Origin of the sequence: Nocardia vinacea, from assembly GCF_035920345.1 — a bacterium.
GTDB classification, from domain to species: domain Bacteria; phylum Actinomycetota; class Actinomycetes; order Mycobacteriales; family Mycobacteriaceae; genus Nocardia; species Nocardia vinacea_A.
On the sequence record NZ_CP109149.1, the window covers coordinates 9558586 to 9581308 of the forward strand.

At 64.5% G+C, this 22723-nt stretch carries 19 protein-coding genes; 8 read left to right on the top strand and 11 right to left on the bottom strand.

Annotated features, from left to right (window positions below; genetic code table 11):
- Positions 1-53: 53 nt before the first annotated feature.
- From OIE68_RS43380 to OIE68_RS43390, 3 genes are all read right to left on the bottom strand, one after another.
- Positions 54-1256: a 2-deoxy-scyllo-inosose synthase gene (locus tag OIE68_RS43380; protein ID WP_327096684.1), complete on the bottom strand. Its 1203-nt coding sequence runs from the start codon at positions 1254-1256 to the stop codon at positions 54-56.
- 333 nt (positions 1257-1589) lie between these two features.
- Entirely contained in the window at positions 1590-2528 is a 939-nt protein-coding gene (locus tag OIE68_RS43385) for an LLM class F420-dependent oxidoreductase (protein WP_327102020.1), read from the bottom strand.
- A gap of 95 nt (positions 2529-2623) precedes the next feature.
- A complete protein-coding gene (locus OIE68_RS43390) occupies positions 2624-3601 on the bottom strand; it encodes a ParB/RepB/Spo0J family partition protein (protein ID WP_327096685.1) in 978 nt (325 codons plus the stop codon).
- 684 nt (positions 3602-4285) lie between these two features.
- On the opposite strand from OIE68_RS43390, the gene OIE68_RS43395 reads away from it, so the two are divergent.
- From OIE68_RS43395 to OIE68_RS43425, 7 genes are read left to right on the top strand one after another with little or no spacing between them, the layout of a single operon-like run.
- Positions 4286-5326, top strand: a complete 1041-nt coding sequence (locus OIE68_RS43395; RefSeq protein WP_327096686.1) for a cupin domain-containing protein — start codon at positions 4286-4288, stop codon at positions 5324-5326.
- Entirely contained in the window at positions 5319-5732 is a 414-nt protein-coding gene (locus OIE68_RS43400) for a nuclear transport factor 2 family protein (RefSeq protein ID WP_327096687.1), read from the top strand. Before OIE68_RS43395 ends, OIE68_RS43400 begins: the two co-directional genes overlap by 8 nt.
- A complete protein-coding gene (locus OIE68_RS43405; protein WP_327096688.1) occupies positions 5729-6805 on the top strand; it encodes a GNAT family N-acetyltransferase in 1077 nt (358 codons plus the stop codon). The genes OIE68_RS43400 and OIE68_RS43405 overlap by 4 nt, the downstream gene beginning before the upstream one ends.
- Positions 6802-7707, top strand: coding sequence for an aminotransferase class IV (locus tag OIE68_RS43410; RefSeq protein WP_327096689.1), 906 nt, complete (start codon positions 6802-6804; stop codon positions 7705-7707). Before OIE68_RS43405 ends, OIE68_RS43410 begins: the two co-directional genes overlap by 4 nt.
- Positions 7689-9242 (top strand): styrene monooxygenase/indole monooxygenase family protein, encoded by a 1554-nt coding sequence (locus OIE68_RS43415; RefSeq protein ID WP_327096690.1) that lies wholly within the window; start codon positions 7689-7691, stop codon positions 9240-9242. The genes OIE68_RS43410 and OIE68_RS43415 overlap by 19 nt, the downstream gene beginning before the upstream one ends.
- Positions 9239-10588, top strand: coding sequence for an FAD-binding oxidoreductase (locus OIE68_RS43420; protein WP_327096691.1), 1350 nt, complete (start codon positions 9239-9241; stop codon positions 10586-10588). Before OIE68_RS43415 ends, OIE68_RS43420 begins: the two co-directional genes overlap by 4 nt.
- A complete protein-coding gene (locus OIE68_RS43425) occupies positions 10585-11328 on the top strand; it encodes an SDR family NAD(P)-dependent oxidoreductase (protein WP_327096692.1) in 744 nt (247 codons plus the stop codon). Before OIE68_RS43420 ends, OIE68_RS43425 begins: the two co-directional genes overlap by 4 nt.
- A 62-nt stretch (positions 11329-11390) precedes the next feature.
- Here OIE68_RS43425 and yjfF read toward each other — a convergent pair whose 3' ends face one another.
- Genes yjfF through OIE68_RS43445 form a run of 4 tightly spaced genes read right to left on the bottom strand, consistent with a single transcriptional unit; the run spans position 11391 to position 15938 of the window.
- Positions 11391-12404: a galactofuranose ABC transporter, permease protein YjfF gene (gene yjfF / locus OIE68_RS43430; RefSeq protein WP_327096693.1), complete on the bottom strand. Its 1014-nt coding sequence runs from the start codon at positions 12402-12404 to the stop codon at positions 11391-11393.
- Entirely contained in the window at positions 12401-13435 is a 1035-nt protein-coding gene (locus OIE68_RS43435) for an ABC transporter permease (RefSeq protein ID WP_327096694.1), read from the bottom strand. The genes yjfF and OIE68_RS43435 overlap by 4 nt, the downstream gene beginning before the upstream one ends.
- Complete coding sequence (locus tag OIE68_RS43440; protein WP_327096695.1) at positions 13432-14964, bottom strand: sugar ABC transporter ATP-binding protein; 1533 nt, start codon at positions 14962-14964, stop codon at positions 13432-13434. The genes OIE68_RS43435 and OIE68_RS43440 overlap by 4 nt, the downstream gene beginning before the upstream one ends.
- Positions 14965-14978: 14 nt before the next feature.
- Positions 14979-15938, bottom strand: a complete 960-nt coding sequence (locus OIE68_RS43445) for an ABC transporter substrate-binding protein (RefSeq protein ID WP_327096696.1) — start codon at positions 15936-15938, stop codon at positions 14979-14981.
- Positions 15939-16176: 238 nt separating this feature from the next.
- Here OIE68_RS43445 and OIE68_RS43450 point away from each other — a divergent pair, with 238 nt between their 5' ends.
- Entirely contained in the window at positions 16177-17247 is a 1071-nt protein-coding gene (locus tag OIE68_RS43450) for a LacI family DNA-binding transcriptional regulator (protein WP_327096697.1), read from the top strand.
- 7 nt (positions 17248-17254) lie between these two features.
- On the opposite strand, the gene mmsB is transcribed toward OIE68_RS43450, so the two are convergent.
- The 4 genes from mmsB to OIE68_RS43470 form a co-directional block, all read right to left on the bottom strand.
- Positions 17255-18571, bottom strand: coding sequence for a multiple monosaccharide ABC transporter permease (gene mmsB, locus OIE68_RS43455; protein ID WP_327096698.1), 1317 nt, complete (start codon positions 18569-18571; stop codon positions 17255-17257).
- Complete coding sequence (mmsA, locus tag OIE68_RS43460; RefSeq protein WP_327096699.1) at positions 18568-20121, bottom strand: multiple monosaccharide ABC transporter ATP-binding protein; 1554 nt, start codon at positions 20119-20121, stop codon at positions 18568-18570. The genes mmsB and mmsA overlap by 4 nt, the downstream gene beginning before the upstream one ends.
- Before the next feature lie 94 nt (positions 20122-20215).
- Entirely contained in the window at positions 20216-21310 is a 1095-nt protein-coding gene (gene chvE, locus OIE68_RS43465) for a multiple monosaccharide ABC transporter substrate-binding protein (RefSeq protein ID WP_327096700.1), read from the bottom strand.
- Positions 21311-21326: 16 nt separating this feature from the next.
- Entirely contained in the window at positions 21327-22721 is a 1395-nt protein-coding gene (locus OIE68_RS43470; protein ID WP_327096701.1) for an L-fucose/L-arabinose isomerase family protein, read from the bottom strand.
- Positions 22722-22723: the final 2 nt, after the last annotated feature.

Below are 22723 nucleotides of genomic sequence, written 5' to 3' on the forward strand. Positions count from 1 at the left end.
CTGGCCGCCGCCTGCCGCGAGTTCCGGGCTGAGGCGACGGCCACGACGGCAGCCTATCGGCCGGTAACCCCGAGGGTTGCCATCTCGGTTCCCGCGGCTTCGAACGCTTCCAATGCGTCATATACCTCGTCGAAGGCAACAGGAACCAGCGGCAGGCCACCCGATCGTGCGGGGCGGCCGAGCTGTTCGAGGAGTACGAAAGCCGCGGCGTCGTCCGCGAGTGGCAGGTATCCCCGTTTGTTGTCGTCACGAATCGTGTCGATGATGCCATCCGGCGTGACGCCGTCCGGGATCGTCGTCCGCACGCCGAGGCTTGTCACGAGTTCGTCGTGGATGCTGACGTCGGTGTCCGTCAGCCACCCGCGCGCGAACGATATTCGCGCGGCAATCAACATGCCGAGTGCGATGGACTCCCCGTGTGAGAGCCCATCGGCATCGCGTTGCCGATGGTCCAGCAATTCGATGGCATGCCCGACCGTATGACCGTATTCGAGAACGAGGCCGTCCTTCCGCTCGTATGTGTCGTTCTTTGTTACCTGCCCCTTCGCGCTGATGCTGGCATCCAACAGCCACAGGAGCGACTCCGGTGCGGCGAGGTTCGCTGTGGCCAAGATTTCTTGTAGTTCGGAAATGAGTGCGGGTTTGATGGCCAGACAATTCTTGGTCATCTCGCAGAGTCCGGAGCGGAGTTCCCGGGCAGATAGCGTGGTGAAAAGTTCGACGTCGGTCAGGACTGCGGTCGGCGTGTAGTAACTTCCCACATGATTCTTGCCGACCGGACTATTTATGGCCTGCTTGAGTGACAGCACCGAATCCATCGCGCTGACAGTTGTGGTCGGTATATGAACGAGACGAACCCCACGGAACAACAGGCTGGCCATGAGCCCGGCCAGATTTCCCGGTACGCCACCACCGAAGGAGACGACAACCGATCTCCGCGTGGCGCCATCTCGCAAGGCTTGCTCGATGTGCTCACCCAGGCAGGAAAGGGTCTTCATGGATTCACCTGGCTCATGGCCGAGAACCGTCACGGGTGTCTCGGTTCCGAGGGCGCGCAGCAATGTCTGCCCGTGCAACCCGAAGACATGGTTGTCGGTAACGACTATGAATCTGTCCGCGTCGAGCTTATCCACGGTCTCGCCGATGGCGTCGAGACAGTTGCTGCCGAACAGATATGGAAACGAGGACTCGCCGATCCGTATGTGACGCTGTTGCATGCGCGGATGCGATACGAGTTCTTGTGCGATCGAGACCATCGGTTCTACTCCTGCTAACTCTACGACGGAACGGCGGCGCGATAAGCGAGCGATGGCCGGTCCATAGTCCATGAATTTCGCGCGCAAATCGGCTCGATCATCGTCGACCGAAAGCCGCGCCGGGAAATTCCTGTGATTTCAGGTCAGCGCGATGGTATAAGAGCGTCCGCCGCCGGGCTAGATATTCCCAGGGTCAGGAATGGCGAATTCGGGTGCGACATCTCGATAATGCACGATACCCGCGCGATTATGTGAAAAGGGCCACAGATCGGTTTGGCCAGTGCTGGCGGCGGGGTCGCCGCCGGGGTTGATCGCCGCCGCGTGTCGCCGGGATCAGTCCAGCTGCGGTGCGATCTCTGCGGCGACCAGGTCCAGATGGTCCAGGTCCGAGAGATCCAAGTACTGCAGGTACAGACGGGTGATACCGGTCGCCTCGCGATATCGGCCGATCTTGTCGACGACCTCGGCGGGGGTGCCGACCAGCTCGTTGCGCCGCTTCAGATCGGTGAGCTCGCGGCCGATGGTATCGGCACGGCGGGCGACCTCGGCGTCGTCACGGCCCACACACATTGTGAGGGCGACCGAGCGGATGATCTCCTTCGGGTCGCGCCCCAACTTCCGGGCCGCCGCGTCCACGCGCTCGAATTGCGCCGCGGCCGTGGCGGAGTCGACGAAGGGTAGGTTGAATTCGTCGGCGAAGCGGGCCGCCAGCGCCGGGGTGCGTCTCTTGCCGACACCGCCGATGATGACCGGCGGGCGCGGACGCTGCGTCGGCTTGGGCAGGGCTGGAGCGTCTTCGAGTCGATAGTGCTTGCCGTGAAAGCTGAACGTCGCACCCTCAGGGGTCTCCCACAGGCCGGTCACGATCTCCAATTGCTCAGCGTAGCGGTCGAAGCGCGTACCGAAATCGGGCAGTTCGATACCGTAGGCGATGTGCTCGGCGTCGTACCAGCCCGAGCCGAGGCCGACTTCGATACGGCCGCCGGACATTTGATCCACTTGCGCCACCGAAATGGCCAGCACGGATGGATGCCGAAAGGTGGCGGAGGTGACCAGGGTGCCGAGCCGGATCCGGGTCGTTTCCCGCGCCAAGCCGGCGAGCGTGATCCAAGCATCGGTAGATCCCGGGAGCCCGGACGCCATCCCCATCCTCAGATAGTGGTCGGACCGGAAGAATGCATCGAAACCGGCGTCCTCGGCCGCTGTCGCAGCGCGGAGTAGACGACTGTAGTCGGCCCCCTGTTGGGGCTCGGTGAAGATGCGTAGGTCCACCCGTTCGGATGAAGCGCCGGTGCTCGTGTTCATGTTTCACATCCAGGTGTCGAGTATCTCGATGGCGCGGGCCCGGCAGTTGCCCTCGTAGTGGGTCAGGTGTCGGTGCCGAGGTGACGACTTACCGAGTCCGCCAGCGACAGCCAGCTTTCCGCGTAGCACCTCGCAAGTTCGGCAACCGCGGACGCACAGTGTGGCGGCACACTGTCGGCCATCGATTGCCATTCCTCCGGCGCAGGATCGGCAATCGCCAACAACCGCAACAACTTTCGGCCGACCTCGGTGAAACGCAAGGACGGATCGGCGCGCAGACGGCGCACCATCAGTGTGCGATCGGGCGAATGAGGACGTCTCGCTGACCCGGTGACGAGGCCAGCGGGCGACGCTTCCGGTGCCACCTCGCCATCGCGCCGATATTGCGATGCGGCACCGAGCTGCACCCGCAGACGCCGCCGGACGTCCTTCGCGGTAGTCGGCGAGATACCTGCCGCCGACGCGATCTCTCGAGTCGACGCTGCCGGATCGGCTTCCAAGAATTCTCGGGCCCGTCGCCGGCGCGCGCTCGCATCCATCGGGTAAGCCGTGCCGTCACGCCCGATCCGCCGGGTCGGGTGCGGATATTCCGCACCCGACCCACGTCGCAGCGCGGCGATGGTCTTGTCGGACAATCCGGCCAGCTCAGCCAGCCGTCGGTTCGACCATTCGGGAAAATCCGCGAGCATCCGTCCGGCTGCGGCTTTGCGGTCCGCAAGCGACAACGGGAGTCCGCGAGCGCTGTTGAGTTCGATCGCGAGCACGAACGCTTCCTGCGGCGCACCATCGAAGAAGACGACATCGATCGACACCGCCTTCCGTCGGCGGGCGACCACCAGACGGTGGACGCCGTCGATCACCTCCATCGTCGCGCGGTGCACCACGATCGGCGGCAGTGGGCCGGGCAGCTGTGCCAGCACACCGAGGTGCCGGGAACTCACACCACCGACCCGGATGGTCCCCGAAATACGAATTCGCTCGACACCGACTGCGACAACCTTTTCCGAAAGTCCCTTGCGCTGACTTTTCTCGACATCCATCTTCTTCTCCAGCACCTGTTCGAAGACTGTCGTATGCGCGGAAGATCAACTCCGGAGTTAGTGCCATAACGACCCGCCGGAGAAGCTGTGTGTATTATCGTTATGCCGGAAGAGCCTCCAGTTTAATGTGTCGTTACTCGGCCCGGGGCGATGGCACCTGTTCGAAACCTTCGATGCACGCAGTACCGGAGCGTGTATCGCCCACCGCCCGACACTTGGCACGTTATGGCGGATGCGCCCGCAAAACATCCGCCAGATCGAGCAGAAACATCCGCACCTTCGGCTGTGGACCGCAATCTCGGTACAGAATTCGGGAATCCAACCCCGTTCGAGACGAGATTTGGTGGGAGTTGCTCCGAAACATCGGGTCAGCGGCTCTGTGGCAAACCCGGAAAGCCGTAGCTCTGTAATGTCCCTGTAACGAAATGTTCCTCGCAGAGAAACGATCACCCGCACGGACATCAACCGGCGCGGTGGTGCACCCGCACAATGCGGATATTCCCGTACCGATTGGCGGATGTTCCCTGCGAGCAGCTGTCCTAAATTCACCGTCAGCCGGAATCGGTACGGTCCGGCGCGACCGACAACGACACAGTATGAGGTAAGTCGGCGTCGCGAACTCGGGCATATCCGCCCGCGGCAGGTTTCTGCCGGGATCGCCGCGCAGTGTGGAATAGGAATTACATGGAAGTTGTCGCGCGTGAGGCGATACCCGAAATCACATCCGTGGTCGTCGACGGCACGGTCCATGACATAGGCCTGCTCAAGGATTTCCATCGAAATCCCGCACTGCGGAAATTCGTCCCCGAATTCTCCCGGCTGTCACTGAGTTGGGTCCGGCTGCAGCCGGGTGAAGAGCTGTCTGTGCACCAGCACCCGACCAAGAGCATGATCGTCGTCGCGGAAGGAACCGGCCGGACGCTGGGCGATATCAGTGCCGAGATCCGCGCCGGGGATATCGTCGTGGTGCCTTCGGGCGCACGGCACGGATTCATCGGCACCCCGCCGATCGGGTTCTGGGCGTTGTCGATCCAATTCGAAGGCGCGGGCTTGTACGAGAATCCGGACGATCCGCGGGTGTCGTTCGCGGGTGACCGCCCGGATATCGCGGCCGTGCGCGCCGAGAACGATTCGCATTTGCGGACCTTCGAGAACAATGCGCTGGTGCGACTGATCAGCGAGATCGGCGCGCACCCGCCGCAGGTGCGTGACCGCCTGTTGGACCATCTGCAGGGCTGGTCGGACGCATTCCAACGGGTGATCGCTGCCCGGGTGGTCGGCGAGGGTGACGGCCCTGGGCGTGCACTCGCGGACGAACATCTCGGTGAGGAGATCGGGCACAACCGACTGTTGGCGCGCTTGCGTGACAACCGTCCGGCCAGCTGGGACCCGGTGATTGCCGCGATCTCCTCCTGGTTCCTCGACCGCATGACCTCGGCATCCAGTGTGGAGCGCTCGGTCCTGTCGCATCTGGTGCTCGAAGGCAGCGGGCTGGTCTTCCACGCCGCCGGGCTGCCGTCGTTCCCGGAGAGCCGGTACTTCCAGCTGCACGACGGTGCGGACGCCGAACACATGGACATGGGCTATCGGGCCTTGGCCGAGCAACGGGACTGGACTCCCGACGAGGTCGGCGAGATGTTGCGAAAAGGATGGCAGATGATGGAGTTGCTGGGCGAACGGATCGCCGAGTGCGCACAGCGCGCGGCTCTGGTCGGCCATGCCTGATACCCACTACGAATTGCGCAGCCGGTTCGAGGAGCGCGAACTCCGCGTGCTCGCGGCGGTATTCGGCCGGGATAAGGCGACCCTGTCCGAGCTGATGCACCCGGACGGCTTCGGATTCGACGCCACGATGGGCCTGGTGCGGCAACGGGATCTCATCGACGCCCTCGATGCGCTCGACCATGGCGCAGGTTTCATGGTCGACGAGCTTCGGGTCGTGCCGGCTGGTGGGAACGTCGCGGCATTGACCTATCGCCTGCGGCAATGGGGCGAATTCGACGGCAAACCGCTGCCGGGAGTCGTGTACTGCAGCAGCGTGTGGCGCCTCGAACAGGGTCGTTGGCAGGCGGTGTTTCATCACGAAACGCCACGGGCGCCTGGCGATAGCGAACAGGGCGAGTCGACATGACCCGCTCCCTCGTGCGCGGTCCGGCAGGATGGGACAGCACAGAGCAGCCCTGCGCCGACACTCGACCGTGGCGGCAGGCGGCATGCCAGCTGTATGAGACGCCGAATCTCGTTGTCCCGCTGGGAGAGATCCTGCACTGGCGGGCCGTGGTCGACGCACTGGGCATCGAATCGACGGCCGACGCCACGCTGCTCACCGGCGCCTATTTCTACCGTCCGCATACGTCTGCTCCCAGCGAGTCCGAACTCGACGCCGCCCGTCACGAGGGCGCCGCCGGTGGCGCCCGATGGCTGCTGTACCCGGTGGTTCGCGACGAAGACGCCGGACAGCTGCTGGCTCGGCACGACTTCGTCGACCTGCCGTGGTTCATCGAAGCGGAGTTCGTCGCCGCCGACGACATCGATCACGATCTGCGAAAACTACTGGGCGGGACACATTTTCGGGAACTGCGCCGATTGGTCCGACGCGCGGACGAGCAGTTCGAGTGGGACGTGGTGACCGGTTCGGCGATCGACGAGGACATCCTGATGGCCTTCGATCGGCTGCACCGGATGAATCTGGCAAAGTACGGGCACACCCGCAATCACTTCGCCCTACCGATCCTGCGCAACCTCGCCAAATCTTCACTCGGCGAACGGATGTGCGTATTCCTGCACCGCCGCCGCGACGGTACACCTGTACAGGCCGTGCTCGCGCTGCACCATCCCGAGTCGAATACCGTGGAAGCCTTGGTCCAAGGCATCGATCATGCGGCACTGCCGGCGGCGCAGAACCTTTATGCCACGGCGCTGTATCGGATTTATCACTGGGGTTCGGCGCACGGCGCCAACCGGTTCAACCTCGGCCGTGGTGCGCAGCTGACGAAGCTGAAGCTGGGCGCCAACCGCTTCCATGTGGTCAGCAACCACATCGGATCCGTTGCTGGAACACCGACAAGGGAATTCGACGCGGTGCGCGCGGCGGCGCAGGCCTCGATCGGCACGGCCGTCGCCATGCTGCGCGCCGCCATCGATCGCCACGGCGTGCGCAGCGCGATGTTGGCGCAAGGAAGCGTCGGCGAGGCACGGGTATGAGTGGATTGACCACTGCGGGCCGGGTCGGCGCTGTCTGGATGGACGGGGCGCTGGTAGACCCCGCCGCGGCGCATCTGCCGGTGCTGAGCTTCGGTCTGCACAATGCGGCCTGCGTCTTCGAGGGGATCCGGAGTTTCGGCGGCCGCCCCTTCGCGCTGTCGGCCCATGTGAACCGCCTGCGCACATCGGCCGAGGCGATCGGGATCGCACTGCCCTGGGACTCGACGGCGATAGCGGACGCGATCGAAACCGCCGTCGCTGCTGCCGACTTCGCGGAGGCGTATATCCGGCCCGTGGTCTGGCGTGGGGACGAAGTGATCGGCATCGATCCGACCGGCACCACCGTGCATCTCGCCATCGCTGTGCTGGCATGGCCGGAGCAGGCGCTGGACGACGGAAAACCGCTGCGGCTCGGCCTGTCTCGATGGACCCGGCCGACCCCCACCATGGCGCCGGTGCAGGCGAAGACCTCGGCGAATTACCTCGTCGGATCACTGGCGCTGGCCGAAGCCCGGGCCGGCGGATTCGACGACGCGCTGCTGCTCGATCATACGGGCGGGATCGCCGAAACCACTGGTTCCAATATCTTTCTCGTGCACCGAGGTGAACTGGTAACGCCGCCGGCGCACACGTTCCTCAACGGAATCACCCGGCAAACCGTGCTCCGGCTGGCCGCACGGAACGGCATCGTGACGCGCGAGATTCGGCTGACCCCGAACGATCTGGTGATCGCCGACGAGGTGTTCGTGACCGGAACCGCGGTCGGCGTGCGTTCGGTCGGCTGGTTCCGCGACACCGCCTTTCACGCCGACGGCATCCTCACCCGGATGCTGGCGAATGCCTACACCCAACTGGTCGGTACCGAGCAGGGGGAGGAGTCGCCATGTACGGCATCGGCATAGTCGGCACCGGGATATCCGCGCTGCATCTGGCCCTGCAGCTCCAGCAGCGTGGCATCTCGACCACGCTCTATGCCGACAAGAGCCCCGAACAGATCCGGGCGGGGCGGCTGCCCAACAACGTCTGCCGGTTCGGCCGGACCAGGGCCCGCGAGCACACGCTCGGCGTCGATCATTGGAACTTTCCCGACTTCGGCATGAATTGCGCACACGTGCGCGTACACACCGATCCGCCGATCGCCTTCTGCGGGAACCTTTCCCACCAGGCCAGCTACGTCGACTTCCGCCTCTACCTGCCACGGCTGCTGGCCGACTATCAGGAACGCGGCGGCACGATCGTGCCGGTTCCGGACCCGCAGGTGGCGGTGTCCCGTTCCGCGTCCGAACATGACTCGACGGTGGTCGCCACCGGCCACCGGAGCGTAGATTCCCTGTTTCCACGTATCGCATCCCGCTCCGCCGAGCACCCCGCTCGACTGATCCTCGCCGGGCTGTTCCACGGTGTGGCGCATACGGATCCGCTGGGTATGCATTTCGAGATCGTGCCCGGAGCCGGCGAGATCTTCCAGACACCGGTGCACTCCGTGGCCGGCCGGGTTGCCGGTATCACCTTCGAGGCCGTCTGCGACGGCCCGTGGGCGAACCGCCTGCGCCCGCGGTACTACGACGATCCCTCGGGGTGTGCGCGGGTGGTACTGGAGCTACTGCGCGAGGTCGATTCCGAGATTCTCGGACGCCTGGATACCCGCAGGTTCGCCCTCACTCGCCCGCTGGATCTGCTGCAAGGGGCGATCACACCGACGGTCCGCAGGCCCTGGACCCGATTGGGCACCCACCGCTTCGCGATCGCGGTCGGTGATGCCGCGGTACTCAATGATCCGGTCACCGGGCAGGGAGCAAACCTCGCCGTGGCCGCGGCGTGGGAACTCGGCCGGATGATCGACGCCGACACCGCATTCGACGAGCAGTTCTGTCACCGATGGGAGGAGCGGCTCTGGGACCTTGCCCGTGATGTCACCGAATGGACGGGATCGGCGCTCGGTCCACCACCGGACCATGTCATCGATGTGCTCCGGGCGGCCGCGGACAGCCAGGACCTCGCCGATACGTTCCTCGACAACTTCGATGACCCGCCAGCGATGTGGAGTTCGCTGGCCACGGCGCAGCAGGCGGCCGCGTTCATCCGCCGAAAGCCCCCGGGCATCACCCAGCGCGCCGCGGATCTCATGATCGTCGAGCGGGAGCGGCGCCTGCTCGATCTGCTCGGTCACGCGGATTCCGGCGATTTGCTCGCTCCTGACGCACTGCTGGTCACGGCGCAGGGATGCCACACCCTGGACACCTGGCCGGGTGACCAATCCACAGCCGGCGCACCAGCCAGCGTGACCGAGGCAACGGTTTTGCCACTGAGCGACAGCGCACAGCTGATCACCTATCGGCACCGCACGCTGTACTGCTCGACGCTGTGGCATTGCGAACACGACAACTGGGCGGCAGTAGTCCACCACCGCTCTCCCGCACCTATGGAGGCCTCATGACCGTCCGTGCGGCCGAACTGACCGCATTCTTCCGGGGGCGCATCGTCGATCCGACCCACCCGGCCTACAACGACAGGCGACGGATATGGAAGGGGCTGAGTCGGTATCCCGCCCTCATCGCCGACTGCGCCGACGCCACCGATGTCCGCTGCGTCGTCGACTTCGCCGCCGGTGCCGGTATCCCGCTCGCGGTCGTGGGCGCCGGTCACGATGTGGCGGCCCGGTCGATGCCCGACAATGCGCTCGTCGCATCCACCGGGGCGATGTCGGGCATCAGCATCGACCCGGACCGCCGCCTCGCCCGGGTCGGGGCCGGAGTGCGTTGGGGCAGTCTTGTCTCCGCCGCGGCCCGCTATGGGCTTGCCACCACCGGCGCCTCGGTCGCGACCGTCGGCGTCGCCGGATTCGCCCTGCACGGCGGTCTCGGCTGGTTGATGCGCCGCTACGGGACAGCGTGCGACAACGTCCAGGCCGTGCAGATGGTGACCGCCGACGGACGACTGCGCACCGTCGACACCGACACCGAGCCCGATCTATTCTGGGCGGTGCGCGGAGCCGGATCGAATTTCGGCGTGGTGACCGCGCTGACGTTGCGGCTGCATCCGGTCGACCGAGTAGTGGCCGGTGTCATGCTCTACCCGGCCACGAAGGCCCGCGCCGTCCTGCAGGCCTATCGCGAGATCACCGCCCGCGCCGGTGACGAACTGGTCACCCACTTCTACTACTCCGGTAACCCGGACGGCAGCCACAGCGTCGGAATCGGGTTGTGCCACAGTGGAGCCGCGGACGCCATGGCAAACATCCTGGTGCCGCTCGCGCCGCTCGGAATCCCACAGCACGACTCCGTGCGGGAGATGGGGACCGCGGAGTTGCAGGTGGTTCATGACAGCAGCACACCACCCGGCGCTAGCTACCACCTGCGCGGACACTATCTGTCCGAGCTGAGCGACCAGGTCATCGACGTGATCGTCGAGCAGTGCCGCACGCTCAGCGCCCCGTTTACCCAGATCTTCCTGGAACACCTGGGCGGTGCCGTGGGGCGAGTACCCGAGCGCGACACCGCATTCGGCGGACGTACCGCTCGTTATTCGTTTCTCGTCGTCAACGGCTGGGATACCGCACAGGACGATCTCGCGCAGGTGGCGTGGACCCGGGCGTTCGGTGCCGCCGTCGCACCACACGCGGCGCCCGGCGCCTATGTCAACTACCTCGACGACGATGAGGACCATCGCATTCCTGGTGCGTACGGTGACGCATATCCGCGATTGCGGTCGCTGAAGCGAATCTACGATCCCGCCAACATGTTCCGCTTCAATCGCAATGTCCCCCCGGAGGCCGGTCAATGAGGCTCGAGCAGAAAGTCGCCATCGTTACCGGGGCGTCCCGCGGCATCGGGGCGGCCACCGCGGTGGAATTGGCCGGACGCGGTGCCATCGTCATCGTGAATTATCAGTCCGAAAAATATCGGGATGAAGCCGAAACCGTCACCGCCGCCATCGAATCCAGCGGTGGATCCGCCTACCTCGTACAGGCCGACCTACGGGATGCCGACCAGCGCCGACAGCTGATCGATACGGCGGCACGGCACACCGGCCGACTGGACATCCTGGTGAACAACGCGGGAGTCTATCGACGCGGGCTGACCGAGGACATCGACGCCGACCATCTCGCCGAGCATTTCGAAACCAATGTCGAGGGCGGCATCCTCACCACCGTGGCCGCGGCCGAGCAATTGAGCGACGGCGGTCGAATCGTCTACGTCTCCTCCGGACTGGCCCGCCGCATCGCGGCGACCAGCACCGCATACGCCGCCAGCAAGGCGGCTGTCGAAGCAGCGACCCGCTGCCAGGCCGCTGAATTCGGCCCGCGCGGTATAACCGTGAACGCCGTCGCCCCAGGCATCGTCGACACCGCGATGTTGGCCGACATCCTTACTACGCCGGAACGTGCGGCGCTGATCGCGGCGACCGCCCTCGGCCGCATCGGCCGGCCCCGTGATATCGCCAAGGTAATCGCCTTCCTCGCCTCCGACGATGCCGGATGGATCACTGGACAGGTGATCGACGTCGACGGCGGCCTGCAGTGAGCGGTGGTTCGACACGACCTGCACGAAACCTCGGCACCGCTGTGGAGTCATGTCGCGAGTACCTATCCGTCGCGCGTTCCGATGGTGCGTTGCAGCAGGATGAAGGCGAGAAGCAGGACGCCGATGAAGATCTTGGTCCACCAGGAACTCAGGGTGCCTTCGAAGCTGATGATCGTCTGGATTACGCCGAGAGTCAGGACGCCGAGTACCGAGCCGAGGACGAATCCGGAGCCGCCGGTGAGCAGGGTGCCGCCGATGACGACCGCGGCGATGGCGTCGAGTTCCATCCCTACGGCGTGCAGGCTCCAGCCGGACAGGGTGTAGAGCGTGAACAGGATGCCCGCGAGTGCCGAGCAGAAGCCGCTGATCGCGTATACGGCGACCTTGGTCCTGGCCACCGGTAGCCCCATCATGAGCGCCGACTGTTCGTTGCCGCCGATCGCGTACGCGGTGCGACCCAGTCGGGTGTAGTGCAGGACGACGAAGGCCGCGGCGACGATCACCAGCGCGACGATCATGCCCACCGTCAGGAATACGTCCCCGCCGAGCCGGAATCGACGCTGCGCCAGATCCGTATACACGGGGTCGGTGATCGTGATCGAATCCGTGCTGATCACATACGCCAGCCCGCGCGCGAGGAACATACCGGCCAGCGTGACGATGAACGGCTGAATCTCGAAGTAGTGGATCACCGCGCCCATCGCGGCGCCGAAGAGTGTGCCGCCGACCAGCATGAGCGGCATGACCAGCAGCGGCGGCCACCCGTGCACGGTCACCAGCCACGCCGAGACCACCGTGGACAGCGCCAGCACCGCACCGACGGACAGGTCGATGCCGCCGGTGAGGATCACGAAGGTCGTTCCGACGGCGAGGACGAGCAGAAAGGCGTTGTCTATGAACAGGTTCACGAAAACCTGCGGGTAGCCGAATGCCGGATAACGGATCACCCCGACGCCGTAGATGACGGCGAACAATGCCGCGGTGGCCAGTACCGGGATGTACCGGCTGCGGTGTCCGCGAATCGTTGCTCGGCGCAGTACAGGGGCCTTGGCCGCGGTCGCGGTCAGCGCGTTCATACTGTCGCCTCCGTTGGTGTCGATGGGGTGCCGACAGGTTGGCGGCGACGGCGAAATACCTTGGCGCGGAACGCCGGTGACTGAACAAGGCATACCGCGATCACCACGACCGCTTTGGAAACCAGCGTCGTCTCCGGTGGCACCCCGACGGTGTAGATCGTGGTGGTGAGCGTCTGGATCACCAGCGCCCCGAGAACGGTGCCGCCGAGCTGAAATCGCCCACCGGTCAATGCGGTACCACCGATGACGACCGCGAGAATCGCATCGAGTTCGATCCACAAACCGGCGTTATTGCCATCGGCCGCAGAGACATTCGAACTGATCATCAGTCCCGCGATCGCCGCACAGCACGCGCAGACCGCGTATACGGCGACGATCAGACCGCCGGCCCGGATGCCGACCAGACGCGCCGCCTCGGCATTGCCGCCCACCGATTCCAGCAGCAGCCCGAGCGCACTGCGCCGCAACAAAACCGCGAGGCCGGTGAACACCGCGGCCGCGACCAGGACGGGCACCGGCAGGCCGAGCAGATAGCCGCCGCCGATCACCTTGTACGGCGGACTGTTGATCGTGATGATCTGGCCCGACGTAATCAGCTGTGCGACACCACGTCCGGCGACCATCAGGATCAATGTCGCCACGATCGGCTGAATCCCGAAGCGCGCCACCAACACTCCGTTCCACAGTCCCAGCACGACCGCCACGCCGAGCGCGATCAGCACGGCGACGGCAACGCCAACGGCATCCGCCTGGTCCGGCATATTGCTGATGTGCAGACAGGCCAGCGCACCCGCGATCGCCACGACCGTGCCGACCGACAGGTCGATGCCGCGCGTCGCGATGACCAGCGTCATGCCGAGCGAGATCAGCACCAGTGGCGCCCCGTAGCGCAGGATATCGATCAGGCTGCCGTAGAGGTGCCCGTCCTGGATGCGGATCGAGAGGAATCCGGGCGTGAACGCGACGTTGACGATCAGCAGTGCGATGAGCGCAGCCGCTGGCCAGAACAGATGGTTTCGGAAGACCGTCATGAAATGGCCCCGCTCGCAATGGTTTCGGTGAGTCGGTCCATGGTCAGGGTGGCATCGTTGACCAGTTCGGCGACCAGCCGCCGATCGCGCAGGATCGCCACCTTGTGACTGAGTCGCAGCACTTCCTCGAGTTCGGCGGAGATGAACAGCACCGACATGCCCTCCTCGGACAGCGAGATGACCAGCCGCTGGATCTCCGCCTTGGCACCGATATCGATACCGCGGGTCGGCTCGTCGAGGATCAGCAGTTTCGGCTGGGTGGCCAGCCAACGGGCCAGCAGCACCTTCTGCTGGTTGCCGCCGCTGAGGAATTTCACCGGCGTATCCGGATCGGCGGGGACGATCCGCAGTGACGTGATGTATCCGGCGACGAGTTCGTCGCGCTTGCGCGCCGACAGCGGCCGGGCCCAGCCGCGCGCCGCCTGGACCGCGAGCACGATGTTGTCGCGCACCGACAGGTCCAGGATCAGGCCCTGGGATTTACGATCTTCCGGGCAGAAGGCGATCCGATGGTCGATCGCGGTGCGCGGCGAGCGCAACGCCGTCGGTGTGCCCGCAACGCGGAGATTCCCGGTGGACGCACGGTCGGCGCCGAACAGTAGTCGCGCCACCTCGGTGCGGCCGGAGCCGAGCAACCCGGCCAACCCGACCACCTCGCCATCGCGGACAGTGAGATCGAACGGCGCGACGGAATTGCGTCGTCCGCCGATCCCCGAGGCCTGCAGCAGCGGATCGTGGCGCGCCACCACCGCGGGATCCGGCTTCTCGTGCTCGATCTCGTCGAGCGTGCGCAACGCCGTGCCGAGCATGTGCGCGATGAGATCTTTTTGGCTCAGTTGTGCTACCGGATATTCGCCCACCAGGGTGCCGTTGCGCAGTACCGTGGCCCGGTCGCAGATCTCGAAGATCTGATCGAGGAAGTGGGTGACGAATCCGATCGCCACGCCTTCGGCGGCGAGTCGGCGCATCACCGCGAACAGCTGCTCGACCTCACCGGTGTCGAGCGATGATGTCGGCTCGTCCAGGATGAGAACCTTGGCGTCCAGGTCGACGGCCCGCGCGATGGCGATCAGCTGTTGCACCGCAAGCGAATACGAGCCGAGCGGGGCAGCCACATCGATGTTCAGATGCAGTCTGTCCAGCAGCCGGGCGGCATCGCGACGCATCGGGGCGAATCGGATGAGACCGGCCCGTCGCGGTTCCCGTCCGATGTAGATGTTCTCCGCGACCGACAGATTCGGGCACAGATTCACCTCTTGATAGACGGTGCTCACTCCGGCCCGCAGCGCCTGCTGCGGGCCGGTGAAACGCACTGGGCGACCGTCGAGTTCGATGGTTCCGGCATCGGCGTCGTGAATTCCGGTAAGCACCTTGATGAGGGTGGATTTGCCCGCACCGTTCTCACCGACCAGCGCGTGTATTTCACCGGGGAACAGCCGCAGGTTCACCTCGGACAATGCGGTGACCCCGGCGAAACGCTTGACGATGCCCGACATCCGAAGTGTCGGTGTGACAGTGGGTTCCGACATGCACTCGCTCCGGCTCAGTATGTCCGGGTGGGCAGCGCGGCGGCGGCCTGGTCCTGCGTGTAGACGCCTTCGTCGGTGACGATCCGTTTGGGCGTCGGGTGACCCGCCACGACCTCCTTGGTGATCTCCATCAGCTTCGGGCCGAGCAGCGGATTGCATTCGACGACCACGTTGATCTTGCCGTCGGCCATGGCCTGGAAGGCATCTCGGGTCCCGTCGATCGAGATGATCTTGATGTCCTTACCCGGCTTCAACCCGGCCTCCTCGATCGCCTGGATCGCGCCGAGCGCCATATCGTCGTTGTGCGCGTACAGCACGTTGATATCCCGGTGCGCGGCCAGGAATGCCTGCATGACCTCTTTGCCCTTGGCGCGGGTGAATTCCGCGGTCTGCGATGCGATGATCTTGAACTTCGGGTCGGCGCCGATAACCTCCTGGAAACCCTTCTTCCGATCGGTCGCGGGCGCGGATCCGGTGGTGCCCTGCAACTCCGCGATATTCACGGTGTCAGTCGAATTCTTGGTCGCGTCGACGAGCCAATTCGCCGCCCTGCGGCCCTCTTCGACGAAATCCGAGCCGAGGAAGGTCACATACAGCGAGGTATCGGCCGAGTCGACCGCGCGGTCGGTGAGGATCACCGGAATCTTGGCGTCCTTGGCCTCCTTCAGGACGGTGTCCCATCCGGATGCGACGACCGGGGAGAAGGCGATGACGTCCACACGCTGCTGGATGAAGGTGCGGATCGCCTTGATCTGGTTTTCCTGTTTCTGTTGGGCGTCGGCGAATTTCAGCTGGATGCCAGCCGCGGCCGCGGCGTCCTGGATGGATTTCGTATTCGCGGTGCGCCAACCGCTTTCGGCGCCTACCTGGGAGAACCCGAGTACGGTTTGGTCGCCTCCCGAGCTGCCGCAGCCGACGGCCGTTGCTGCGGTGATAATAAGTGCGCTGGTGGTGATCAGAAGCCTCTTCAACACGATCAGGCTCTCCCTTGCATTGTGAAACGTGTTGCACCGAGGTGCGGTAGTCCTGATAGTGTTAGCGCTCACATTCTTCTAGTCAAGAGCTCTGGCGTCCGTAATCTGGTGGCGACTACCGGATATCGGTTGCCGTGGTTGGCACGGCAGTTCGCGTCATGCTGCGGTCATCGGCGGTGTGAGCGTTAACCTGGGGGAACCGGGACAACATATTCGGCGCGACGCTTGGAAGGTGGATGTGAGGGACAGGGACGGATTTGCCGCCGGGGATACCTCAACGGCGGTTCGGCCGACGGCTGCGCGCCCGGCGGTGATGACCGATGTCGCGAAACTCGCCGGAGTGTCCCATCAGACCGTCTCGCGGGTGCTCAACGGCAGCGCGAATGTGCGTCCGGAGACCCGTGAGCGGGTGCTGCGCGCCGTCGAACAACTCGGCTACCGCCCCAATGCCATGGCAAGGGGGCTGGTCAGCAGGCGCTCGAATATGCTCGGCGTGGTCAGTTTCGACACCATTCTGTACGGACCGGCGTGCACCCTACTCGGCATCGAACGCGCCGCTCGCACAGCGGGTTACGGTGTCAGCATCTTCGCCTTGGAGACAGTGGACCGCTCCAGTGTATTGGCGGCCGCGAACAGTCTGGCCGATCAGGGCGTCGACGGGATCATCGTCATCGCCCCGCAGATGGCCGCCGCGGCGGCACTGCACAATCTGCCCGAACGCCTGCTGGCCGTCGCGGTCGAGGCCGGCCAGGACAGCGGCTTGCCGTCGGTTTCGGTGGATCAGGTCGAGGGTGCCAGGCTGGCCGTGCAACACCTGCTCGATCTGGGGCACCGCACGGTATGGCAGGTCGCCGGTCCCAGCGACTGGCTGGAGGCACGCGACCGAACCGAAGGCTGGCGTAGCACGCTGGAGGCCGCGGGCGCACCGATTCCCCCGTTGATCGGCGGTGATTGGAGTGCCCACTCCGGCTATGAAGCGGGCCTACTGCTCGCCGCGCAACCCGATGTGACCGCGGTATTCGCGGCCAACGACCAGATGGCGCTCGGCATGCTGCGCGCCTTCACCGAACGCGGCATCCGGGTACCCGCCGACATCTCGGTGGTCGGTTTCGACGATATTCCGGAGGCCGCCTACCTCTCGCCGCCGTTGACGACCATCCGGCAGGACTTCGACGAGGTGGGCCGCCGCAGTATGCAGATGTTGTTGCGGCTGTTGGAATTCGACGGTGCCACCGCCGAACCGGCGTCGCCGTCGGTGCTGCCGACGCTGGTCACGCGCGACAGTACGGCGGCACCGGCCCAGCGGTGATGCGGGCTCAGGCCGCCGCGCGTTTCTTGTTGTAGACGTCGAATGCCACCGCGGCCAGCAGAACCAGGCCCTTGATGACCAACTGCCAGTCGCTGCCGACGCCGAGCATCGACATGCCGTTGTTCATCACACCCATCACCAGCGCCCCGACGATCGCGCCGACGACCGTGCCGATACCGCCGCTGGCCGACGCGCCACCGACGAATGCCGCGGCAATAGCATCGAGTTCGAAGTTCTGTCCAGCCTTCGGCGTCGCCGCGCCGAGCCGGGCCGCGAAGATGACACCCGCAAGCGCCGCGAGCACACCCATATTCACGAAAACCCAGAATGTATTGGCCTTGGTATTCACCCCGGACAGCTGTGCGGCTTTCTCATTGCCGCCGACGGCGTAGATCCGACGCCCGATCACCGAGCGGTTCATCACGAACGAATACAGCACGATCAACACGATCAAGATAACGCCGATAATCGGAATCCCGTTGTAGGACGCCAATACGAAGCTGAATGCCAGAATGACCGCGCCGAGCGCCGCCGACTTCGCGATGAACAGCGAGCGCGGTCCGGCAGGCAGACCGTAGGAACGACGGCGTTGTCGCACCCGCCATTGCGACCACACCAGGGCGGCCACCGCGAGCACGCCGATGAGCAATGTCAATCCATTCAGCTCACCGACACGCAGCCGGATAGCGATCCCGTTGAACCCCGCGAATTGAACGGCATGCAGCGGCAGCCAATTCGGGAGGTAACCGGCCGCGATATTCACGAAGCCCTGCGGGAACGGTCCGATCGACTGGCCCTCGAGCACCAGCTGCGCCAGACCACGGAACAGCAGCATGCCGCCGAGCGTGACGATGAATGCCGGAATCTTGACGTAAGCGATCCAATACCCTTGCCACGCACCGATGGCCGCGCCCATCACCACGGCCGCCAGCACGACCAGCGGCCACGGCCAGTGCCACTGCACGATGGCGATACCGGTAACCGCGCCGACCAGCGCGCACAGTGATCCAACCGATAGGTCGATGTGCCCGTTGATGATCACCAGCATCATCCCGATGGCGAGCACCAGGATGTAGCCGTTCTGCAGGATGACATTCGTGACATTGAGCGGCGTCAATAGGCTGACGCCGTCGGAAAGTTTCGCCGTGGTGAGGATTTGGAACAGCAGCGTGATCACCACGAGCGCCACGATCATGCCGTATTGGCGCACATTGCCGCGCAGGGTGCGGCGAAGGGCCGCGAGCGCGCCGACCTGTTTCTGCTCGACGGCCTTCGCGATGACCTCGGTGGAGTCGTCGTCTTCGAGCTTGTCCAACAACGTCATTCGGGTACCGCCTCGGCTGTGGCGGTTCCGCGTGTCATCAGTTTCATGACAGCCTCCTGTGTGGCTTCGTGTTTCGGTAATTCACCGGTGATGCGGCCCTGGCTCATCGCGTAGACGCGGTCACACAGGCCGAGTAGTTCCGGCAGTTCCGAGGAGATGATCAGCACGCCTTTTCCGGCGGCGGCGAGCTGCTGAACGATCAGATAGATCTCGTATTTGGCGCCGACGTCGATACCGCGGGTGGGCTCGTCGAGGATCAGCAGATCAGGTTCGGTGAATATCCATTTGCCGAGCACGACCTTTTGCTGGTTCCCGCCGGAGAGGTTGCCCACCTTCTGGAATACCGTCGGCGTCTTCACCGTCAGTCGGGTGCGCAAGCGCTCGGCTTCGACGATTTCGCGGTGGGTGTCGATGACAGCGTGCCGAGATACCGCGGGGAGATTGGCGAGGGTCATATTGCGCCGGATGTCCTCATCGAGGATCAATCCGTATTGCTTACGGTCCTCCGAGACATAGGCGATACCCGCGCCGATGGCGTCATGCACCGACGAAACCTTCAGTACCGCACCATCTTTGCGAATCGTGCCGCGAATATTGCGACCGTAGGACCGGCCGAAAACACTCATCGCCAACTCAGTGCGCCCGGCACCCATCAACCCGGCGATACCGACGATCTCACCGCGCCGCACATTCAGCGCCGCATCCCGCACGATCCGGCGATCGGCAATGGTCGGGTGGTCGACATTCCAATCGGCGATCTCGAAGAACACCTCGCCGATCCGCGGATCCTCCCGCGGCGGAAACCGATGGTCGAGATCGCGCCCGACCATCCCCTTGATAATGCGATCCTCGGTGACTTCTGTGGCCTTTGCATCGAGGGTCTCGATGGTCCGGCCGTCGCGCAGCACCGTGATCGAATCCGCGACAGCCAAAACCTCATTGAGCTTGTGCGAGATCAGGATCGAGGTGATGCCCTGCTCGCGCAGTTGCCGTAGCAGCGCGAGCAGGCTCGCACTGTCGGTCTCATTGAGCGCGGCGGTCGGTTCATCGAGAATCAGCAATCGCACCTGTTTGGACAGCGCCTTGGCGATTTCGACGAGCTGCTGTTTCCCGACACCGAGAGCGGCGACCAGGGTTTCGGGATCCTCGACGAGACCGACCTGCCGCATCAGCAGCATCGCCTGCCGATTGGTCTCCTGCCAGTCGAGGGTCCAGCCGCGCAGCCGTTCATTGCCGAGAAAGATGTTCTCCGCGATCGAAAGCTGCGGCACCAGCGCCAATTCCTGGTGGATGATCGCGATACCCGCCGCCTCGCTACCGCGAATATCCTTGAACGCCACATCGGTACCGTCCATGCGGATCTGTCCGCTGTAGGAGCCGTGCGGGTAGACGCCGCTGACCACCTTCATGAGCGTGGATTTGCCCGCGCCGTTCTCGCCGACCAGCGCGTGGATTTCGCCGTCGGCCACCGCGAAATCCACCGCGTCCAGCGCCTTCACACCCGGGAATTCCATGGTGATTCCGCGCATTTCGAGAATGTGCTTGGTCATGCTGTGTCCTTCTGTGCATACCCGAGGGGCCCTCCGTGGTTACGCAGGCTGCCTCCTCCGGGCCCTGACTCGGCCATGCGGGGCCTTCCGGTCGTCAGGCGAAGTCGCGCTCGGAGTAGTAGCCGGAGTCGATCAGCACCTTCCGGTAGTTGTCCTTATCGACCGAGACCGGCTGCAGCAGATACGACGGCACCTTCTTGGCGCCGTTGTCGTAGGAGGTGGTGTCGTTGGTTTCCGGGGTGCCACTGGTCAAGATCGCATTGACCATCTGCACTGCGCGTTTGGCGAGGTCGCGGGTGTCTTTGAAAACGGTCATGGTCTGCTCGCCCGCGATGATCGACTTCACCGACGCCTTCTCGGCATCCTGACCGGTGACGACCGGCATCTTCTTATCGCCCCTGCCGTACCCGACCGCCTTGAGGGCCGAGACGATGCCGATACTGAGGCCGTCGTAGGGGGACAGCACCGCATCGATATTCGTGGTGGAGTAGTTGGCGCTGAGCAGGTTCTCCATCCGGGACTGGGCGGTGGCGCCGTCCCAGCGCAGCGTGGTCACCTGATCGATGGCGGTCTGCCCGGAGCGGACCACCAGTTTGCCGGAGTCGAGATAGGGCCGGATCACCGACATGGCGCCGTTGAAGAAGTAGTAGGTGTTGTTGTCGTCGGGGGAACCGGCGAACAGTTCGATCGAGAACGGGCCTTTGCCATCCCGCAGTCCGAGCCGGTCCACGATGTAATTCGCCTCCAGCACACCGACTTTGAAGTTGTCGAAGGTGGCGTAATAGTCGACATTCGCGGTGTCGCGGATGAGTCGGTCGTAGGCGATCACCGCGATCTTGTTCGTCTTGGCCTGCTGCAGTACGCCGGTGAGCGATTTATTGTCGATCGCCGCGATCACCAGTGCCTTGACGCCCCGGGTGATCATATTCTCGATTTGCGAAACCTGCGTTTCGATGACGTCCTCGGCGTACTGCAGATCGGTGTCGTAACCGAGGTCCTTGAACTGCTTGACGATATTGTTGCCGTCGGCGACCCAGCGTTCGGAGGATTTCGTCGGCATGGCGATGCCGATCATGCCGCCGGTCGCAGATGAATTCCCGCTGTCCTCAACGGAGCACGCAGCAGCGGCCAACAGCGCGGCGACACCGGCGGCGCCGGCGAAGAGTCCGCGTCGGTTGATAGTGGGCATGGGCACAACTCCTTGACTAGACCTGGACGAACTCGATGCCGGCGAGCTGACAGAAGACCTGCCAGTCGGCGGCGTGGTGGCCGATATTCATGACCTGGTGATGCGGCCCGCCCGCGGTGAGCCAGCCGTCCATGCAGGCCCGAACGCCGCTCGCGGGGCGGAACTGGCCGTAGGGCATCTCCAGTGCGGGCAGTTCCTGGCTGTCGAGCACGGTGCCCTCGGCTACCACCAGCCGGAACTTTTCGCCGCCGAGCGAAACCAGACAGGCCAGCGTCGCGGGCCCGGGCCGGTAGCGGAACAGGAAGGTCGGCGGCTCGTCGAGATTGCCGATGCCGAGCTCGCGCCGGATCAGCCGGACCGGCTCATCGGTGCGCGCGATCCGCCAATTCCCCTCGCCCATATGGCTCATCAGGATCGAGTCGGACGGGAAGTCCATCGCATACATCTCGGTGAAATGGCCGTCGCCGATCAGCTGATGTCCCGCGTAGACCATGGCGGCTGCCATCGCATCGCCTTCGGCGCCATAGCCGTACCCCTTGGCCATCAGACTCGATGCCGCGGCCAGCGGCAGCCGCTGGAACCGGCCGTCCTCGCCGATCGCGTCGAAATGTGTCGAGTACGCACCGTAGCCGCGGTCGGTGAGAATGCGTTCGATAGCGATCTGCATCCGGGCGTGGTCTTCGCGTTCCGCACCGGTCAGTGCGGGATCTATCACGAATTCCCGGTCCTCCCAAGCCATCAGCGCCGCTACATCGTCATCGGTCACCGCCTGGCAGCCGCGGTAGAGGTCGCCGGGTGCGACGAAGCTGATCTCCGGCCCGAGCGCCCGCAACAGCGCGTTCTCGTCGACGCGAATATCGCCCATATCGTTCATGGCATAGCCGAATACGCCGACCTTCAGCGACCGCCAGGCGGTGACCGCGCGCGCGGCCCGCGCCCAACGATCAACGCGCACAGCGAATTCCGGTGTGCGCCAATCATCGGTCACGACGGTGAACGGACGGTCGGCGCGGACCATTGCATTCGCAGTGTCCTGAGCGCCGTGAATGCCCTGGTTGTAGGTCATATCCGCCATATCCCAGGCTGGGGTGACGGCCGGTTCGGGCTGAATGTTCGCCAGCAGCACCGGAAGTCGGTTTTCGTTGAACAACCGGGCCACCCGCATCGCCGGGCCGTAGGTGAGCATCACCACCATGACGCCGTCGAGATCGGCATTGACGAATTCGCGCATGACCGCCTCGGCGTCACGCCGGTCCTTGACAGGGCGTCCGACGGTCCAGTCGGCGAGATCGGCGAGTTGTTCGGCGATATCGTGGGCGTAGCGGTCCTGGCGCTCGGCGATGCCCGGGATCATGTCGTCGTAGAGGGCCTGCATGATGCCGAGTAGGCCGATGCGTGGTTTCGGGTTCATCG

What these genes read in the sequence shown, in the direction of transcription:
- OIE68_RS43405 (WP_327096688.1), top strand. Translation starts at nt 5,729, where the DNA reads ATGACCCGCTCCCTCGTGCGCGGTCCGGCAGGATGGGACAGCACAGAG.
- OIE68_RS43380 (WP_327096684.1), bottom strand. Translation starts at nt 1,256, where the DNA reads ATGGTCTCGATCGCACAAGAACTCGTATCGCATCCGCGCATGCAACAG.
- yjfF (WP_327096693.1), bottom strand. Translation starts at nt 12,404, where the DNA reads ATGAACGCGCTGACCGCGACCGCGGCCAAGGCCCCTGTACTGCGCCGA.
- OIE68_RS43390 (WP_327096685.1), bottom strand. Translation starts at nt 3,601, where the DNA reads ATGGATGTCGAGAAAAGTCAGCGCAAGGGACTTTCGGAAAAGGTTGTC.
- mmsB (WP_327096698.1), bottom strand. Translation starts at nt 18,571, where the DNA reads ATGACGTTGTTGGACAAGCTCGAAGACGACGACTCCACCGAGGTCATC.
- OIE68_RS43425 (WP_327096692.1), top strand. Translation starts at nt 10,585, where the DNA reads ATGAGGCTCGAGCAGAAAGTCGCCATCGTTACCGGGGCGTCCCGCGGC.
- OIE68_RS43470 (WP_327096701.1), bottom strand. Translation starts at nt 22,721, where the DNA reads ATGAACCCGAAACCACGCATCGGCCTACTCGGCATCATGCAGGCCCTC.
- OIE68_RS43410 (WP_327096689.1), top strand. Translation starts at nt 6,802, where the DNA reads ATGAGTGGATTGACCACTGCGGGCCGGGTCGGCGCTGTCTGGATGGAC.
- OIE68_RS43400 (WP_327096687.1), top strand. Translation starts at nt 5,319, where the DNA reads ATGCCTGATACCCACTACGAATTGCGCAGCCGGTTCGAGGAGCGCGAA.
- chvE (WP_327096700.1), bottom strand. Translation starts at nt 21,310, where the DNA reads ATGCCCACTATCAACCGACGCGGACTCTTCGCCGGCGCCGCCGGTGTC.
- OIE68_RS43435 (WP_327096694.1), bottom strand. Translation starts at nt 13,435, where the DNA reads ATGACGGTCTTCCGAAACCATCTGTTCTGGCCAGCGGCTGCGCTCATC.
- OIE68_RS43420 (WP_327096691.1), top strand. Translation starts at nt 9,239, where the DNA reads ATGACCGTCCGTGCGGCCGAACTGACCGCATTCTTCCGGGGGCGCATC.
- mmsA (WP_327096699.1), bottom strand. Translation starts at nt 20,121, where the DNA reads ATGACCAAGCACATTCTCGAAATGCGCGGAATCACCATGGAATTCCCG.
- OIE68_RS43415 (WP_327096690.1), top strand. Translation starts at nt 7,689, where the DNA reads ATGTACGGCATCGGCATAGTCGGCACCGGGATATCCGCGCTGCATCTG.
- OIE68_RS43440 (WP_327096695.1), bottom strand. Translation starts at nt 14,964, where the DNA reads ATGTCGGAACCCACTGTCACACCGACACTTCGGATGTCGGGCATCGTC.
- OIE68_RS43395 (WP_327096686.1), top strand. Translation starts at nt 4,286, where the DNA reads ATGGAAGTTGTCGCGCGTGAGGCGATACCCGAAATCACATCCGTGGTC.